At 42.8% G+C, this 15,965-nt stretch carries 14 protein-coding genes and 4 pseudogenes; 4 read left to right on the forward strand and 14 right to left on the reverse strand.

Features of this window, described 5'->3' with window-relative positions; translation table 11 throughout:
* Nucleotides 1-393 precede the first annotated feature (393 nt).
* From V7K21_RS16725 to treZ, 9 genes and pseudogenes are all read right to left on the reverse strand, one after another.
* A complete protein-coding gene (locus V7K21_RS16725) occupies nt 394-1,038 on the reverse strand; it encodes a DUF938 domain-containing protein (RefSeq protein ID WP_335176060.1) in 645 nt (214 codons plus the stop codon).
* Between the two features lie 84 nt (nt 1,039-1,122).
* Nucleotides 1,123-1,299 (reverse strand): annotated as a pseudogene (locus V7K21_RS16730) (Uma2 family endonuclease); the annotation flags it as partial.
* A 45-nt stretch (nt 1,300-1,344) separates the two neighbouring features.
* Nucleotides 1,345-1,596, reverse strand: a complete 252-nt coding sequence (locus V7K21_RS16735; RefSeq protein WP_335176062.1) for a BrnA antitoxin family protein — start codon at nt 1,594-1,596, stop codon at nt 1,345-1,347.
* Nucleotides 1,571-1,855 (reverse strand): annotated as a pseudogene (locus tag V7K21_RS16740) (BrnT family toxin). The gene V7K21_RS16735 and the pseudogene V7K21_RS16740 overlap by 26 nt, the downstream one beginning before the upstream one ends.
* A gap of 78 nt (nt 1,856-1,933) precedes the next feature.
* Entirely contained in the window at nt 1,934-3,466 is a 1,533-nt protein-coding gene (locus V7K21_RS16745; protein WP_335176064.1) for a trehalase family glycosidase, read from the reverse strand.
* A 310-nt stretch (nt 3,467-3,776) separates the two neighbouring features.
* Nucleotides 3,777-3,998 (reverse strand): hypothetical protein, encoded by a 222-nt coding sequence (locus V7K21_RS16750; RefSeq protein ID WP_335176066.1) that lies wholly within the window; start codon nt 3,996-3,998, stop codon nt 3,777-3,779.
* Nucleotides 3,999-4,059: 61 nt separating this feature from the next.
* A complete protein-coding gene (gene treY, locus V7K21_RS16755; protein ID WP_335176068.1) occupies nt 4,060-6,882 on the reverse strand; it encodes a malto-oligosyltrehalose synthase in 2,823 nt (940 codons plus the stop codon).
* Between the two features lie 216 nt (nt 6,883-7,098).
* Nucleotides 7,099-7,440: pseudogene (locus V7K21_RS30785) on the reverse strand (hypothetical protein); the annotation flags it as partial.
* Nucleotides 7,441-7,537: 97 nt separating this feature from the next.
* Nucleotides 7,538-9,400 carry a malto-oligosyltrehalose trehalohydrolase gene (gene treZ, locus V7K21_RS16760; RefSeq protein ID WP_442948897.1) on the reverse strand — a complete coding sequence of 621 codons (1,863 nt, stop codon included), beginning with the start codon at nt 9,398-9,400 and terminating at the stop codon, nt 7,538-7,540.
* Between the two features lie 32 nt (nt 9,401-9,432).
* On the opposite strand from treZ, the gene V7K21_RS16765 reads away from it, so the two are divergent.
* Nucleotides 9,433-9,663 carry a hypothetical protein gene (locus V7K21_RS16765; RefSeq protein WP_335176071.1) on the forward strand — a complete coding sequence of 77 codons (231 nt, stop codon included), beginning with the start codon at nt 9,433-9,435 and terminating at the stop codon, nt 9,661-9,663.
* 152 nt (nt 9,664-9,815) lie between these two features.
* Here V7K21_RS16765 and V7K21_RS16770 read toward each other — a convergent pair whose 3' ends face one another.
* From V7K21_RS16770 to V7K21_RS16780, 3 genes are all read right to left on the reverse strand, one after another.
* Nucleotides 9,816-10,220 (reverse strand): thiol-disulfide oxidoreductase DCC family protein, encoded by a 405-nt coding sequence (locus tag V7K21_RS16770; protein WP_335176073.1) that lies wholly within the window; start codon nt 10,218-10,220, stop codon nt 9,816-9,818.
* 149 nt (nt 10,221-10,369) lie between these two features.
* Nucleotides 10,370-10,975, reverse strand: a complete 606-nt coding sequence (locus tag V7K21_RS16775; RefSeq protein WP_335176075.1) for a Uma2 family endonuclease — start codon at nt 10,973-10,975, stop codon at nt 10,370-10,372.
* 103 nt (nt 10,976-11,078) lie between these two features.
* The gene (locus tag V7K21_RS16780; protein WP_335176077.1) at nt 11,079-11,366 is read right to left on the reverse strand and encodes a hypothetical protein; all 288 of its coding nucleotides are present in this window, start codon (nt 11,364-11,366) and stop codon (nt 11,079-11,081) included.
* Between the two features lie 76 nt (nt 11,367-11,442).
* Between V7K21_RS16780 and V7K21_RS16785 the strand changes: the two genes are divergently transcribed.
* The 3 genes and pseudogenes from V7K21_RS16785 (at nt 11,443) to V7K21_RS16795 (ending at nt 13,876) form a co-directional block, all read left to right on the forward strand.
* Nucleotides 11,443-12,492: an aldo/keto reductase gene (locus V7K21_RS16785; RefSeq protein ID WP_335176079.1), complete on the forward strand. Its 1,050-nt coding sequence runs from the start codon at nt 11,443-11,445 to the stop codon at nt 12,490-12,492.
* Nucleotides 12,492-12,632 (forward strand): annotated as a pseudogene (locus tag V7K21_RS16790) (DNA starvation/stationary phase protection protein Dps); the annotation flags it as partial. The gene V7K21_RS16785 and the pseudogene V7K21_RS16790, both read left to right, overlap by 1 nt.
* Nucleotides 12,633-13,159: 527 nt before the next feature.
* The gene (locus tag V7K21_RS16795) at nt 13,160-13,876 is read left to right on the forward strand and encodes a pirin family protein (RefSeq protein WP_335176081.1); all 717 of its coding nucleotides are present in this window, start codon (nt 13,160-13,162) and stop codon (nt 13,874-13,876) included.
* 175 nt (nt 13,877-14,051) lie between these two features.
* Here V7K21_RS16795 and V7K21_RS16800 read toward each other — a convergent pair whose 3' ends face one another.
* Together V7K21_RS16800 and V7K21_RS16805 are read right to left on the reverse strand one after the other, a co-directional pair.
* Nucleotides 14,052-14,972 carry a helix-turn-helix domain-containing protein gene (locus V7K21_RS16800; RefSeq protein WP_335176083.1) on the reverse strand — a complete coding sequence of 307 codons (921 nt, stop codon included), beginning with the start codon at nt 14,970-14,972 and terminating at the stop codon, nt 14,052-14,054.
* Nucleotides 14,973-14,984: 12 nt separating this feature from the next.
* The gene (locus tag V7K21_RS16805; protein WP_335176085.1) at nt 14,985-15,881 is read right to left on the reverse strand and encodes an NAD(P)H-binding protein; all 897 of its coding nucleotides are present in this window, start codon (nt 15,879-15,881) and stop codon (nt 14,985-14,987) included.
* Nucleotides 15,882-15,965 lie beyond the last annotated feature (84 nt).

The raw sequence follows: 15,965 nt of genomic DNA on the forward strand, positions 1-15,965 counted from the left end.
AAGATGCCCGTACTACCCGGATTTCAAAAGGGACTATTTTGAAAACCATAGTTTTTAAAAGTAGTGGGAGCAAGATGCTCCCATATTGTAGCAGCGGGCAAGGTGCCCGCACTACTTATTTATCGGTGTTTTATATCTCTGAAAATATAAAAATAAGATGCTGACCTTAAATCTTTTTCAAAGCTGGATAAATAAGGTTTTTAATATTCTCTATTCATGGTAAAAAAGAGCGTTATATAGCAATCCTATTTTATTTATGAAAATCGCAATACTCAAATCCCAAACTTTTCTAAGAAGTCGGGGATATCGTTGTTTACTAATCATTAAGTAGAACTATAGTTGCAATTAAAAATATGATTTTCAACATATATTAGTGGACTGGTCTAAGAATTATTAATTAGCAGAACGTTCAAACACTACTGAAAGATTATTTGCTGGCATTTGGTAAGTCTGTTTCAAGGTAAGATTTTGGGCGCTAGCTACTGCTACAACATCATCCAAGTTACGTACACCCCACTCTGGGTTTTGGGCGCGTAAAGATTTGTCAAAAGCTGCATTACTCGCTGCTGTATGTTCTCCACCTTGTTTAAAAGGCCCATATAAATAGAGGATACCTCCTGCTGGTAAGATCCGACCTGCCCCTGCCATTAGTCCTAGACAGGCTGACCACGGTGAAATGTGAATCATATTGATGTTGACAATAGCGACAATTGGCTCCCTATTTAGCCAATCAAATGCAGGATTCTCGACTGCCCAAACTGGTTCTCTGACATCAAGCTCAAGCGGTGGATAAAGATTATAACAGCCAAAGTGTTCAGCCCATGCAGTAATGCTGGCTCGTAACTGGGGATTTGCATCTGTTGGCAGCCACGAACGAGGACTGAGCTTGGGGGCAAAAAATACTGCATGTTCGCCAGTACCACTTGCTATTTCCAATATCGTGCCACTCTCCGGCAACACTTGTAAAAGTACTTCTATAATTGGTTTGCTATTGCGCTGAGTTGCTGGTGCGTATTGTCGTGCGTCTTGTGGTGTCATCCGTATTGTTATATTTTAAAAAATTGATATGAATAGGAAACAATGGTATCCCCTCGCAAATCCGGGGTAGCAGAGAAAAATAAAATCGTGACGGTCAATTTCTACATTCAATTTTAGCCCGATCAACGCAGATACTTGCTCGTGTGGCCCGGTTGGTTCCATCTCAATTAATTCACCATCAATTAATTCATAGCGATCGCACTCATTGTAGTGGCTAATAAATTCATCAACTGTGAGAACTTTTGGGGGTGATTGAACCATTGTGATTATTCCTCATGATTTGGTACGAGCTAGTAAGGTAAGGCGTTATAGCGATGAATTCTGCTCAATATAAGAGCGGAGAGCGGAGTTAATTAGAGATTGGTAGCCTTTTCCTTTGCTTTTAAACCAATCCAGAATATCTTGATCTAGTTGAATTAATGTGTCTTCTTGGCTAACAGGTTTTACCATTTTAGCTGTTTCCCAAAATTGCTGATATAATTCAGGAATATCTGAAGTATCAATCGCTGTATCAGGGATATTTTGGAGTTCTTTAAGTCGATTGGGCGAGATACTCATAGTAGGTTATCCTTTCTTTGGGGGTGGCTTTTCGGGCAGAGATTAATCGAATTTTGCCATTTCTGTCTGTATGGACGACGGTAATAATTACAACGCCTTGGATTGAGCCAATACTAATTTATCGAATTTCTTCATAGTCGTAGCGTTCATCAATTAAGGTGAAAACAATACCGTCAAATATTTCTGTAGCTTCTTCAAAACTAATGCCATGTTTCTGGATATTTTGCTGGTTTTTATTTTTGTCCCATTCAAATTTCATTCAACTATACATAATCCATATAGAGTCAAGTGTAATAAATAAAATAAGGGCGTGAGTTTTTTCCTCACGCCTTTTTATTTAAACTTTTTTCCCACAGGCTGCTAAAAGTTCTAGAATGACTCCATTTGTCCAGCCGAAGCCAACTTCGTTAGAACTATATCCAAAGCAGATTTCGTCGGAAACGTTGGCAGAACAGCGTTCAACATCATATTTCTCGACTATGGTGTTGTGACGCTCGAATTCTTTAATTACCATCGCTAAAAATTTGTTGGCAATGCGATCGCCTTCTGTATGATACCCATAGCGGTGAAGTCCCTGGACGGCAATTAACGTCAATGGTGCCCAGCCAAAGGGGGCATCCCACTGGTTTCCGGTGACATGAGTACTGGTAAAAATTCCGCCTGGGGCTTCAAACAAAGAGAGATTTTCCACAACACGTTTAGCTTGGGTTGGCGAAGCAATTCCCAGCCACAAGGGATAGAAGGTGGTAGCAAATTCGTAGCGGCGGCGTTTTCCACTCTGGAAGTGATAATCCAGATATAGTCCCTGTTCTTCATCCCAGAGAAACTGATCGATGCGATCGCGGCGGATATCTGCGCGATTGCTCCATTTTTGTTCCAATTGTTCGTTCCCCAGAATATGCTTAATTTGCGCCATGTCTTGTTCAACCTGATACAGCAAACTGTTGAGGCACACAGGAGCGTAGTGGAGGATATCAGCACTGAAAGGGCCAAATCGGTTGGTGATATCAAAACCAGACTCGCGCATGGTGCGATCGCTTTTGTAAAATAGGTTGGTCAGTTGGTCAGTTTCCTGGTTGTAATAAAGACTAACGTCATAATCCTCAACTTCAAAAGTTTTATAGTACTCCTTGACGCGATCATAGTGGCTTTTCCCCTGCTCATCCCGCTCGGAGAACACAACTTCTGGCGCGGGTCCTTCCCCAAAGGCATAAAATCTAGATAAGCCGGTTGCAGCATTCAAATGGGGCGGAACTACCCAGTAATAGTAAAATTGCTCTAACAAGGGTACGGTTGCCCTCAACCATTCCTCATCTTGGGTGTGCTGGAATAATGCCAAAACCATCATGCTGAGGACAGGAGGCTGCGATCGCGACAGCATATAAGTCCGGTTGGAATTGAGGATGATACCGTAATTCTGCACCTGGTACAGCAGTTGGTCTACCTGGCTTTGCGCTAGTTCTAATTCTCCATCGTGCAAAAGTCCCAGTAATATAAAGTAGCTGTCCCAGCCATACATTTCATTAAAACGACCACCTGGTACGACATAAGGCCCTGGTAGGTACAACAATCCGTGATCTCTAATCGCCTCTATTTCACTTGGCAAAGTGCGAATTTCCAGGCATTCCATATTTTTGGGAGATAGCGATCGCTCCAACACACTTTGAATATTGGGAGAATCTTCTAAGGGGGAAATGTAGATAATCCAACAAGTATCTTTTTTGTGCTCTAGCTTAGTATCATTTGCAGATTGTAATAAGTGTTCGTGCGATCGCGTTAAGGTTTTCCAGGTTTTTTTGATATGGGCCCGCACGGTATCAATCTGCGTGGTGGTAAACGCTGGAGTTTGGATAGAAGATGAAGTGGTCATAATATTTCAATTTGACAGGGTGTTGAAGAGTTCGGATTTTTTAACGCAGAGAGAAGTATGAGCGGCAGCTTTTGCCGTTGATGCGAAGCGGTTTCTCGTCAGACATCTGAACTTATCCTAAGCGACACGCTGCACAAATGGTTGTAACACAGAGGTTTTACGGCGTTTTTTTTGGGCGAGACAGATTCATTTTTTCGGACTTAGGCAGAATAGATTCCCCGCCTTTTAAGGGGGGTGGGCGCGGTCTTCTTCCTACAGCCCTTCTCAAGACAGGAGACGCTGTTCGGGTTCGGGCATCCTACGGCAGGCGTTAGGCTGTGGCTAATGTGAGAAGGGGAGCCACTGCCTTAACTGGGGTTTCTGCAAGTAGAGGAGCCAGCCGTGTAGGTGGTGGCGACTTGAGCGAATTAGTGTCAAGTGGGGTCAGACGATATCGCCATAGCGCAGCCTCAACTCTATAGAGGCTTTTGCCAACGAGTCCGCGAACGTCTGGAGGTTTCCATGCCCGCTTCCCAACGCAGTGACTCCCCATGAGCGACGGCGTGGGGAGTGGGGAATCGAGGCTTCAGGTGTTTCAGTGCGTAAGTCCTGTTTTACTCAGCACTACTAACTAACAGAGCAACTGGAAAATGGGTAAGGGCTGCTGCGATAGATAATGTTTCTGTAACCTCCAAAGGTTGCTGAGTTAAGACGTTTTTCCAGGTGAGGGGAGTTCCAGAGGGTAATTGCAGGTGCGTATCTTGCCAAACTGACTCGCCCAAGGGGTTGTCTCCAGGCTGGATGAGGCTAGTTAAAAAGCGAGGCGCGATCGCGATCACTGTTTGATTCCCTTCCCGCCGCGCAAAGGCGATAATGTGATTGGCGTAGGTTCCCTGAACTTCTAATGGCAAATAGTCACCGTCCTGGAATAATGAAACATAGTTTGTTCTGGCTTGGAGTAATTGAGCCGTTAAAAATAGCTTGATTCTGCCGTCTGTTTTGTCGTTCAGCAACTCCTGAATTAGTCCGAGAATGTCTGTTTTTACTTGTTCGCGGATGGCGCTTAAGTAAGTACGTCGCTGTTCAAAATCCACGGGACGACGATTGTCTGGATCGACTAGGCTTAGTTCCCAAAGTTCCGTTCCCTGGTAAAAGTCGGGTACGCCGGGTACGGTAATCTTCAGCAGAGTTTGGGAAAGGGAATTGAATATACCATAGTCTGCAATTCGCTGTTGAAAGGGACGAAAGGCTTCTAGAAATTCCCCGGAGATCGAAGGGTCGAGTACCTTGTCAATAAAGGAGGTACAAGCTTCTTCATACCTACTATCAGGTCGCAACCATGCTGTGTGGACTTTCGCTTCTCTAATTGCCTTAATTATATAGTCTTTCACCCGTTCCATGAAAGATGCATATTCATCTTCTGCAAAGGGAAACGCCCCTACTAAGGTTTGATAGATAAAATACTCATCGTTGCGATCGGGCATAGCAAACCCGTGACGTACACCGTAGGGGTTGGTGAAGCCCTCGCTACGATATCCTTGATTCATGACGCTCCAATTATTTACCTGCTGTTCCCACTCATCGGGGATTTCTGAGAGGACATTCAACCTGGCGCGCACATCTTCGCCGCGTTTGGTGTCGTGGGTGGCTGTGGTGTTCATTGTATGAGGCCAGGTTGCTTGGTGCTGTTCGTTAAAGGTATGAAATTTGGCTACTGAAATCCCAAAATGACCAGGATTACCTCCAACTTCATTCAGCGAAAGCAAGCGATTGTAAACATATAATGTGGTGTCTTCTACGCCTTTTGCCATCAAAGGCCCGCTGTATTGCTGCATCCGCAAGACAAAATATATCCACTGTTCGCGTTCTGTTTGAGTAAGAGAATTATCAAACTCTAGCAGCATTAACTTTTCAATAAAGTTCAATTCATGATATAAGAGGGGCGTTTGTTCTTTGGCTTGGTCAATTACTTCTTGAATAGTAGCGCGATCGCTATCCCCAATTCCATCGGGCGTAATATATGTTCGGTAAATCGGGAACTGTGTTAAAACTTCGGCGATCGCTCTTTTGAGTCCATTCAGTGTAAAATCATTGCCATAGCGATATTTGCTGGAAATATTCTTTAACAAGAGAGCCAAATTGTCAATGTCTCCTGCTAAATTCTTTTCCAGGATCAGGTGCTTTTTATCCTTCACCACCGATGCATAATCTACTCTGGAGCCGATAAAGTTCTGGTATATTTTATCGAACTTCGATTTATTTTCCGTTTGACAAAATATGCCATTTACATAGTTCAAAAAGTCATATCCAGATGTCCCTTCAATTTCCCAATTTTCGGGCAACTCTTCGGTGAGTTCTAGAATCTTCTCCACCGTGATGTAAACATCACCTGTCTTTTCCCGCAGCCTTTCGAGGTACTGGATTGGGTTATAAAGTCCATCAATATGGTCAATTCTTAAACCTGTAAATGCGCCCTCCTCAACTAGCTTTTGAATTAGACTATGAGTATTATTAAAAACTCGCACTTCTTCAACTTTAACGGAAATCAGTTCATTGACAGTAAAGAAACGGCGGTAGTTCATTTCTTCCGCCCCAACTTTCCAGAAGGCGAGACGGTAAAACTGGTCATTCAGTAAATCATCTAGGAGGTTAAAGCTTTCTGAATTGCCTGGTTCTCCGTTGAAAGTTTGAATATTTTCGTCAATGAACTCGCGGATAGTATCGTTTGTGGTGTAGAGTTCCCAAACCAATCCTTTAATAAATGCAATTTGGTCTTGTCGCTGTTTTCCCGCAACCTCTGAGGGCACACTTTTGACAATATATAGAATCCCCAATAGCTTAATAAAATCGGGGTGATTGCGTCCGAGTGTGCGCGTGAGTTTACCCAGATTCTGAGTGATAAATTTTGTGTAAGACTCTAACCGCAAGGGCAGTTTCAAGCTGTAATAGTTTACAGTTAAACCGTTTTCTTCATATTCTAGTTTAATGTCTCCGTTTTCCAAGGATACACCGTAGAAATCTCCCAGTAGCGGCGCTAGGATTCGCTCTTGGCGATCGCCAAACGGAGCATTCCAAGAAAGGTCGAAGTAGTCGGTATAGCTGGAATCTGGCCCGTATTCTAATACATCCATCAAGTAAGCGTTTTCGCTGGTATAAGCCATGTGGTTTGGCACAATATCTTGTAACCAGCCCATACCAAGGGATTGGACTTCGCCAACTAATGCATCGAAGGACTCATTAGTTCCCAGTTCTGGATTGAGTTGATTGGCATCTACTATATCGTAGCCATGTGTACTCCCGGATCGTGCCTTGAAAATGGGGGAGGCATATAAATCAGAAATACCTAAATCTGCCAGATAAGCTGCGATCGCTTTAGCGTTGTCAAAGCCAAACTCAGGTGTAAACTGAATTCGATAAGTTGCGGTAGGAATTCGCATAAGTTTGTTGTTTCTAGTGAAAGGTAGAGAAGTAGGGAGTGGGGAGTGAGGGGGATGAGGAGCTTATATCATGTTCGCTTGATTGCTTATTAAACCCGAACAACCCCACACCCCGCCAAAGCTGTGCTTTGTCTCCCCTCCCCGCAAGCCTACGGTGTATACACAAGTTATCGAATCACTACCAGTCCTCGAATTACCCCACCCTAACCCTCCCCTTTACAAGGGGAGGGGATGAGATTCTCTTGTTTCCTCCCTTTCCAAGGGGGGATTAAGGGGGGTAATTCGACTTGTGTATACACCGTAGCTGCAAGCGGGAAGGGGTTGGGGGTGGGGTTCTTTTTTTATGGGTAATTTAGCGGACATGATATTACTTGCAGGAATGTTAAGCCTTTTGGCTCGAACGTTAAGCCTTTTGGCTCGAACGTTAAGCCTTTTAGCTCGAACGTTAAGCCTTTTAGCTTGAACATTAAGCCTTTTAGCTTGAACATTAAGCCTTTTAGCTTGAACATTAAGCCTTTTAGCTTGAACATTAAGCCTTTTAGCTTGAACGTTAAGCCTTTTAGCTCGAACGTTAAGCCTTTTAGCTCGAACGTTAAGCCTTTTAGCTTGAAACTTGAGGTTATGAGGCTGAAACTTTAAATTCTAACTCTCCCCCTCATTCCCTTTCATACAGGACTATACTAGTAGCTTTTATTTTCACTTCTTGGCCCACAGACAGATGTTCAGTGGCTTCAGAACCAGTCCCAGACCATGAGGTATCTGCTGAGTCTAATAGCTTATGAGCATTTTGCTCAAATGGCAGAGCCACTGTCACTGCCGACGAATTGAAATTCATCACAAATATTAGTTCAGTTGATTCGCACCAACGACGCACGATAACCAACTCCTTCTCTTTATTGCTAGTCGCTTGGATAAAATTGCGGTCTTGATTCAAAAGGGCTGGATGCGTCTTGCGTAAATTAATTAAGTGGCGATACCAATTCCACAGAACTTTGTGCTTACCTTCATTGCGTAATTGCCAATTGAGTTTAGATTTTATGAAAGTTTCTGCCGATTCCGGATCTGGGGGATCATCTGCGTAGTGAAATGCTTCAAATTCTTGTTTACGTCCGGCTCGAACTAATTGAATTAAATCAGGATCGGAGTGACTGACAAAGTAAATGAAGGGTGCTGTTTCTCCGTATTCCTCTCCCATGAACAACAGGGGTAAGTTGGGCGACAGCAGCACAGCGCCGGCGGCTAACTTTAATCCTTCAAAAGAGATCCGCTGGGTGAGGCGTTCTCCTTTCATTTGATTGCCGATTTGATCGTGATTCTGAATGCAGACAGAAAATTGTGATAAAGGGCGATCGCGGCAAGATACGCCATGAAATCGCTTACGGTGTGGTGCGTATTTCCAATCGTAGATAAAAGTATCTTCATAAGCTTTCGCCAACTGAGCAGTTTGCCCAAAATCTTGATAATATCCTTGGCGATCGCCTGTTAAAAGTGCGTGTAATGCATGGTGGAAATCATCACTCCACTGAGCATCAAGTCCATATCCACCTAATTCCACCGGACGAATTATTTGCGGATTATTCATATCACTTTCGGCAATTAAATGGCGTTTCCATTTTTGCCCTTGTTGTGAAAAATGATGAACAGCTTCTGCCAGTTCCCATAAAAAGTGCTTGGCTCCCAAGTCATAAATTGCTTGAGTGGCATCCAGCCGCAATGCATCAATGTGAAACTCACCCAACCAGTAAAGCGCATTTTGAATAAAATAGTTTCGCACACCCTGACTATGGGCATCGTCAAAATTCAGCGCATCGCCCCACGGCGTTTTATAGGTTTTAGTAAAGTAGGGCGCGAACTGCGCCATATAATTACCTTCTGGGCCAAAGTGGTTATAAACCACATCCAGCACTACGGCGATATCGTTTTGGTGGCAAGCATTTACCAGTTGCTTAAGTTCAGCTGGGCTACCGTAGGAATTTTGGACAGTAAAAGGGTAAACGCCATCATAGCCCCAGTTGCGATATGTCAAAGAAGCTTCAACATGGGTGTCTCCCGGAAACTGGGAGATGGGCATGATTTCAATGGCGTTAATTCCCAATTCCCTCAGTTCCGGTAAGCGGGGAATAATGGCGGTGAAATTTCCTTCAGGCGTGAATGTGCCAACGTGAAGTTCATAGAAAATCAGCGACTCCACAGGAACGCCAGTCCACCCTTCATCAGTCCACTCAAAGTGTTGATCGACAATTTGAGACGGCCCATGTACCCCTTCAGGTTGATACTGCGATGCCGGATCAGCAAAGGTATCTTGGCCATTCAAGACATACTGATAAAGCGTGCCTGGATACACATCGTTCACTTTTATCTGCCAGTATCCCTCAGACTGAGGCTTGAGGGGAATTAACTGCGGTTCTGGCGTCAAAATTTTTACAGTGACGCTATCTAATAGTGGAGACCAAACTGTAAACTCACACTCTCCGTTACCCAAGTAGTTAGCACCAATTCTCACGCAGTATCCTCCCATCAGTTCAGTTTGTTGTGTCGAATTGTGACGCGATGGCGTACCCGCCCTTTCCGGTGGCGATCGCAAATGTCATTGATTGTACAATGTTTACAAACACGCCAGATAGCATAATGGTTGGTCTACCTGACTTTTTACTAGCACCTGGAGGCGGATTTTTTACCAAAAAAATTCTGTCTAATGACCAAAGAGGCAGGGGAGCAGGGGGCAGGCGGCAGGGGAAGAAAGATGCTGGAATTCCCTACCATTCAGGGATTACGAGCTAATAAATGTATTTATGCTTAAGGGAAAAATATTTATTCTGAGCGGAAAGTGCGACGATAAATAATATGTACTTGTCTCAGAGCCAACACATTTCCCTGCTCCCAACAAGAACTGCTTCCTGCCTCAGACTAGGAATACCCTCACCTGTACGCTCTTAAGGCTTACAGCTACCATCAACACAGTATGACGATTCATAAGTATTAGAATGCTTACCGAAGAGTGCATAGCGGTTATCGCGGATTTGTTCGTAAAAGCGATCGCCTGCCCACTTCATCCCCGGTAAGGCTCGATAAGCGTCTACAAATATACTTCCTGCTGGCAATAACCGCCCAATTTCTTCTGCGGCGTTACTACCTTGCCAACGTCTTTCAGGTTCGTTGGCATCAATTAAAATCACCCCCTGTTCACAGTCTTGGGTTGTAATTCCCCATCGCAAAAGTGTCTGCTCATCTTGCATAGGAGCGTAGCGAAACAGCTTTCCTTGGTCTAAGGATTCTAGCGATCGCACTAAGGTAACGCAGAGATTACAATTCCCGTCGTAGATTACGTAGTAATTCATCAAAATAACGGTTCTTTGACAAGTGACTTGTCAGATGTGTTTAAATACAACTTTGGTATTCTAGCTTAGAAAACCGTGGCGCTGTACTAGTCTCACCGAAGCAGTGCTAAGTAATCCGATTCACCTCAGCCAAAACAAAATTTGATTTGTTAAATATGCATAATATCGTCGAGTTTCAGTTGTAAATTTGGCAAAATTTCAGACGAAATAGTATCCCCTAAACGATATTGTTCCTGCTGGTACACACCGTTAACTAACTGACAAACCGTAAATGTGGGTTGTTTGGGATTGCCGATAAATTGCAAACCACCCAAGCCGCGAAAGTCCACAATCCAATATTCTGGAATATTAAGAAAAGCGTACTCTTCCACTTTTCTTGCATAATCATCTTGCCAATTTGTGCTTACAACTTCAGCAACAAGCTTGACTGTACTGCCGTTACAAATAATAGGTTCTTTTTGCCAGAGCGGTTCTTTACTAAGTTCGGCTTTATCTAAAACAATTACATCAGGACGCAGCGCTGTGGCTTCAGCAGCAGGTGGTTTTATCAGACAAGTTTTTGGTATTAGCCAGTTGAAATTAGAACTAAAAATTTCGACGTAGATTCTACCAGCAATACTACCAGCAACAGCTTCGTGTGGCCCTGTAGGTTCCATGTCTCTTATTTGTCCATCGATTAGTTCGTAGCGTGTATTATCACCATATTGGGCTATAAATTCCTCAAAGGTAAATAGTTTGGGTGAGGTATAGGTCATAGGTCTTACTTTGACTTGGACTTTGGCTTATTCTAGCGACTACCGTTGCAAAGTACAGGAAGGAATAAGGTTTCGAGAATTAGTGCGTCAGTCTTATACACTATTACAGCACGGCGGAAGTTTGTCTACTTTTAACAATGCAAGCCATCACATTCACAATGCAAGCCATCACATTCACAATGCAAGCCATCACATTCACAATGTAAGCCATCACATTCACAATGTAAGCCGTCGCATTCACAATGCAAGCCATCGCATTCACAATGTAAGCCATCACATTCACAATGTAAGCCGTCGCATTCACAATGTAAGCGATCGCATTCACAATGTAAGCGATCGCATTCACAATGCAAGAGGTTACATTTAGATAGACTGAAGGGCTTGTCCTCAAACATCACCCCCGGTTTGCAGTTATCATGCTTTTGGGATGGTATTCGATAGTTTTTTTCATTAATCAGAAAATATTCATGAAATACAAACTCTTGGGCAAAAGCGGGTTAAGAGTCTCTGAACTCTCCTTGGGAACCATGACTTTTGGTGAAGATTGGGGTTGGGGTGCATCTGTTGACGAAAGTCGTAAAATCTTTGATGCCTATGTAGAAGCAGGGGGCAATTTCATTGATACCGCCAACGGTTATACCAATGGTAGCAGTGAAAAAATTGTCGGTGAGTTGATCGCTAAAGAACGGGAACGCTTTGTAGTTGCTACAAAATATTCCTTTCCTTTGCAGATGAATGATAAGACGGGCAACCCTAACGCTAGTGGAAACCATCGCAAGAACTTAATTCAGTCTTTAGAAGCTAGCCTAAAACGGCTCAATACCGATTACATTGATTTGTTCTGGTTGCACGCTTGGGATTTCACAACACCAATTGAAGAAGTATTGCGATCGCTTGATGATGTAGTGCGTCAAGGTAAGGTACTTTACATCGGTATTTCTGACGCCCCTGCTTGGATCATTTCCCAAGCAAATACCATCGCCCAATACCAAGGATGGACACAGTTTGTCGCCCTGCAAATTGAGTATAGTTTAATTCAGCGAACACCAGAACGTGACTTACTACCGATGGCCAAAGCCTTTGATTTAGCAGTAACCCCGTGGTCGCCCTTGGGTGGTGGTGTGCTAACAGGGAAGTACAATAAACCCAGTCAAGAAGGCGACGAACAGGGGCGAGTTGCGAGTTTGGGGGGAGAGGTTTCTGAAAAGAATTTAGCGATCGCTCAAGTTGTCAGTGAAGTTGCAGCCAAAATTGGACACACACCCTCACAGGTAGCGTTAGCTTGGTTACGCGCTCAAAGTGGCGTGATTATTCCGATTATTGGCGCACGTAAGTTAACTCAGTTTCAAGATAACTTAGCTTCTTTAGATGTCAGCCTCTCGCCAGAACATCTACAACGGTTAGATGAAGTCAGTAAAATCGAACTGGGTTTTCCCCATGACTTTTTGCAAAACGATGTAATTCGCGATCGCCTTTTCGGTGGTACATTCGATACTATAGAAAACCATCGCAGTTAGACCTTTACACTGAAATTTCCCGCACCATTGACAAACGACTCTGGTTCTTAGAAGCTCATCTCCAAGTAGCAGAAATTAAGGCAGAGAATGGCAAAGCGGATACTACTAAAACTCAAAAGATACCTGCTGGTGTAATATAAGCACTTCTGAGAGATCCGCTTTCTAACTCATTAGTAGTAGGGTGCGTTACGGCTTTAGCTCAACGCACCATTTCATAGGACATCTTGATCCAGAATTGATATAGCACTCCTAAATAATTTGTAAAATTTTCTCATTCTACACTTTGCGTCCTTCTCTACGAGACGCTGCGCGAATGCGTCCTTTGGGTTCGTTAAGCAAAATAATTTTCCACAACTTAGATAGGATTGCTATATATAATGTGTAATTGCTAAAAGTACAGCACGAGCGACCATTAAAGGTGTCTTAGCCTCCGGCATAACACACCCTACTAGCACGACTGATTTAAATTAAAATCTCACAGTATCTTTTTGGTAAGTACGCCACTTTTAAGTGCGTACTTTTCATTTTATATGTACATGCTTTACTATTGAAATAGTTCAAAACAAGGTTGAAAAATTAAAAAATATCTTCGGCAATTGAAGGAAAAATCTAAAATCAAAAATTGACCGACTCCTAACTAAATATTCATTAACAACGAGGTAAATTTATGTCTCAAAATACGATTACCCACTTAATTCACGATCGCAATTCCCGTGGTCACGTTCAAACAGGCTGGCTCGATAGTTATCACACATTTTCCTTCGGTAGTTTTTACGATCCTAACCGGATGGGATTTCGCTCTCTGCGGGTGATTAACGACGATCGCGGGACCCCTGGTGCTGGATTCCCTACCCACGGTCATCGCGACATGGAAATCCTCACATACGTCTTAGAAGGTGCAGTAGAGCATAAAGACAGCTTGGGTACTGGCTCGATAATTCATCCCGGTGATGTACAGATTATGAGTGCTGGTACTGGAATCAGCCACAGCGAATTTAATCCTTCGCCAACTGAACCACTACACTTACTGCAAATCTGGATTCTTCCTGAGCAACAAGGATTGACACCAAGATATGAACAAAAAACTTTTCCTCTAGAAGAAAAGCGCGGCAAACTCCGCTTAATTGCTGCTAGGGATGGGCGCGATGGTGCTGTGACAATTTACCAAGATGTTGATTTATATACATCTGTTTTAGAAGAAGGTGATGTTGTTAATTATCAAGTCAAACCTGGTCGCTATGCCTGGTTACAAATAGCCCAAGGTATAGTTAACTTGAATGGCGAGGAACTCAGAGCAGGCGATGGAGTGCAAATCAACGGCGAAGAACAGCTAGAAATTAGCACCAACATCGGCGGCGAAATCTTGCTTTTCGATTTAGGCTAATATTGCAGCCAAAAGGGCAGTTAGAAACCGCATCTAAACAAACAAAACCTGCTTTTGCAGGTTATAACAAGGGGCTTAAGCCCCTTGTTTTGTCTTATATCATATCCGCATAATTATACCAATTTGAAAAAAGAATGCGACAATACTAGAACTTACGCATTGTCAAAAAATTAGTCTAATTAAACGAGTTTCTAAATTCGAGTGGCGAGACGCTTGTCTTATTCTTAAATAATTTATTAAACGACTGCGGATGTTCAAAACCGAGCCGATACGCGATTTCGCTGACTGAAAGCGATGTTGTGGATAACGCTTCTTTGGCTTTTTCGATTAATTTATTGTGGATATGCTGTTGAGTGTTTTGTCCCGTCAGCGTTCTTAACATATCGCTTAAATAATTCGGCGATACGTTTAATTTATCGGCAATATATTTGACGGTTGGAATTACCGATTGTAATTCATTTTGTCTGTCAAAAGACTCGTTTAATAAATCCTCCAGTTTCACCAGCAAATCACTGCTCGCTTTTTTACGGGTGATAAATTGCCGATGATAAAATCTGTTTGAATAATTAAGCAGTAATTCAAGTTGTGAAACAATTATATCCTGACTAAAGTTATCAATATTGGAACGATATTCCTGCTCCATATTTTCGATAAGATCGTTTATGATTGCTTCTTCTTTTTCCGAGAGGTGCAAAGCTTCATTGACCGAATAGTTGAAATACTGGTATCGCTTGATTGTTTTGGCTAGCGATGTACTCCATAAGAAGTCGGGATGGATTAGTAGTGTCCATCCCCTACGCTTTGATGCTGCATCTTTATCAATCTCCACTCCGAAAACCTGACCAGGCGACATAAAAAACATTACGCCTTCATCAAAATCATACTCCTGCTGACCGTATTTATATTTAGTGTTCGGTGTTCTTTTGAGCGCGATTGCGTAGAAATCAAAGACAAGATTTATTAATTCTTGGGGAGGCAAATATTTAATGGATTCTAAATTAATCACGCTGATTAAAGGATGCTCAGGTTTAGGAAGCTCCAGCATCCGATGATATTCGGTGATCGTTTTAAATCTACGCGGTTGTGTGTTTGTCATATCGAAATGTAATTATTGCTGGTTGTAAGCTACCGCGAAATCTTTCGCAAAATCTTTCAGCTTTACTTTACCCAATATTGGTCTATGGCGGAAATAGTCTTCATACAATCTGCCTCCACGCCTAGCGGCATTCATTTCCACAAAACCCTGTGCAGTTTGCGGGTTCATTCCTGATTCCAATAAACCATTTAAAAATTGTTCGTCAGAAATTTCCAGCCATTTCAGATCGGAATTTCCGATGGCTTCGCCCAGAATTTCGGCGATTTCGTTTGGCGAAACTTCATCGCTTGCAATATAACGAATTTCTTTACCATTAAAAGGTTTTTCAATTTCTTCGGCAATCACGGCAGCAATATCTAAAGGGGAAACCCACGGTTCTTTTTCATCGCCGCGATAGTTGCCGACAATCGCGCCTTGTGATTTGATGGTTTGAATAAAGGTATACATGTAAGTGTAAAAACCGACTGGGCGCACGAATTTAATAAAGACCTCTTCCGGCAGCTCTGTTAAAATATTTTCGACATTGTAATGAAACCGGAGCAAGCCAACTCCTTTATCAGCACCGATACTGCTGAGATGCACGACACGTTTTACGCCCGATTGTTCAATGGCTTGTTTATAGTTTTTGCCAATCTCGGTGATAGCCGCGATAACATCAACATTCGGGTCGAAGAAAGCATCGGGGGCAAGCGATTCCATCACATAAACGACATCTGCGCCTTTAAAAGTCGCTGATAGAAAGCCAGCGTCTTCCATTGTGCCAATGGCAGCTTTTGCGCCTAGAGCTTCAATATCTTTCTGCCTTTCGGCTTTGCTGCTGATAACTGTCACCTGATGCCCTTTTTTCACTAACTCTTGTGTCAGTGGTTTACTAATATTTCCTAAAGAACCTGTCACTATAACTTTCATAAATATTTACTCACAAACTATTTCTAAATTGAAATTTGAATTTCTCTATTTATGGTAAGTAATTTTTTATCTTTAAAGTTAGCC

This window comes from Nostoc sp. (genome assembly GCF_036919595.1).
In the GTDB taxonomy this organism is placed as follows: Bacteria; Cyanobacteriota; Cyanobacteriia; order Cyanobacteriales; family Nostocaceae; genus Nostoc.

Bases quoted from the DNA above. Each gene is read 5' to 3' on its own strand.
- V7K21_RS16805 (WP_335176085.1), bottom strand. From the start codon at position 15,881: ATGAAAGTTATAGTGACAGGTTCTTTAGGAAATATTAGTAAACCACTG.
- V7K21_RS16795 (WP_335176081.1), top strand. From the start codon at position 13,160: ATGTCTCAAAATACGATTACCCACTTAATTCACGATCGCAATTCCCGT.
- treY (WP_335176068.1), bottom strand. From the start codon at position 6,882: ATGCGAATTCCTACCGCAACTTATCGAATTCAGTTTACACCTGAGTTT.
- V7K21_RS16800 (WP_335176083.1), bottom strand. From the start codon at position 14,972: ATGACAAACACACAACCGCGTAGATTTAAAACGATCACCGAATATCAT.
- V7K21_RS16785 (WP_335176079.1), top strand. From the start codon at position 11,443: ATGAAATACAAACTCTTGGGCAAAAGCGGGTTAAGAGTCTCTGAACTC.
- V7K21_RS16745 (WP_335176064.1), bottom strand. From the start codon at position 3,466: ATGACCACTTCATCTTCTATCCAAACTCCAGCGTTTACCACCACGCAG.
- V7K21_RS16770 (WP_335176073.1), bottom strand. From the start codon at position 10,220: ATGAATTACTACGTAATCTACGACGGGAATTGTAATCTCTGCGTTACC.
- V7K21_RS16750 (WP_335176066.1), bottom strand. From the start codon at position 3,998: ATGGGGAGTCACTGCGTTGGGAAGCGGGCATGGAAACCTCCAGACGTT.
- treZ (WP_442948897.1), bottom strand. From the start codon at position 9,400: ATGGGAGGATACTGCGTGAGAATTGGTGCTAACTACTTGGGTAACGGA.
- V7K21_RS16725 (WP_335176060.1), bottom strand. From the start codon at position 1,038: ATGACACCACAAGACGCACGACAATACGCACCAGCAACTCAGCGCAAT.
- V7K21_RS16765 (WP_335176071.1), top strand. From the start codon at position 9,433: ATGGCGTACCCGCCCTTTCCGGTGGCGATCGCAAATGTCATTGATTGT.
- V7K21_RS16775 (WP_335176075.1), bottom strand. From the start codon at position 10,975: ATGACCTATACCTCACCCAAACTATTTACCTTTGAGGAATTTATAGCC.
- V7K21_RS16735 (WP_335176062.1), bottom strand. From the start codon at position 1,596: ATGAGTATCTCGCCCAATCGACTTAAAGAACTCCAAAATATCCCTGAT.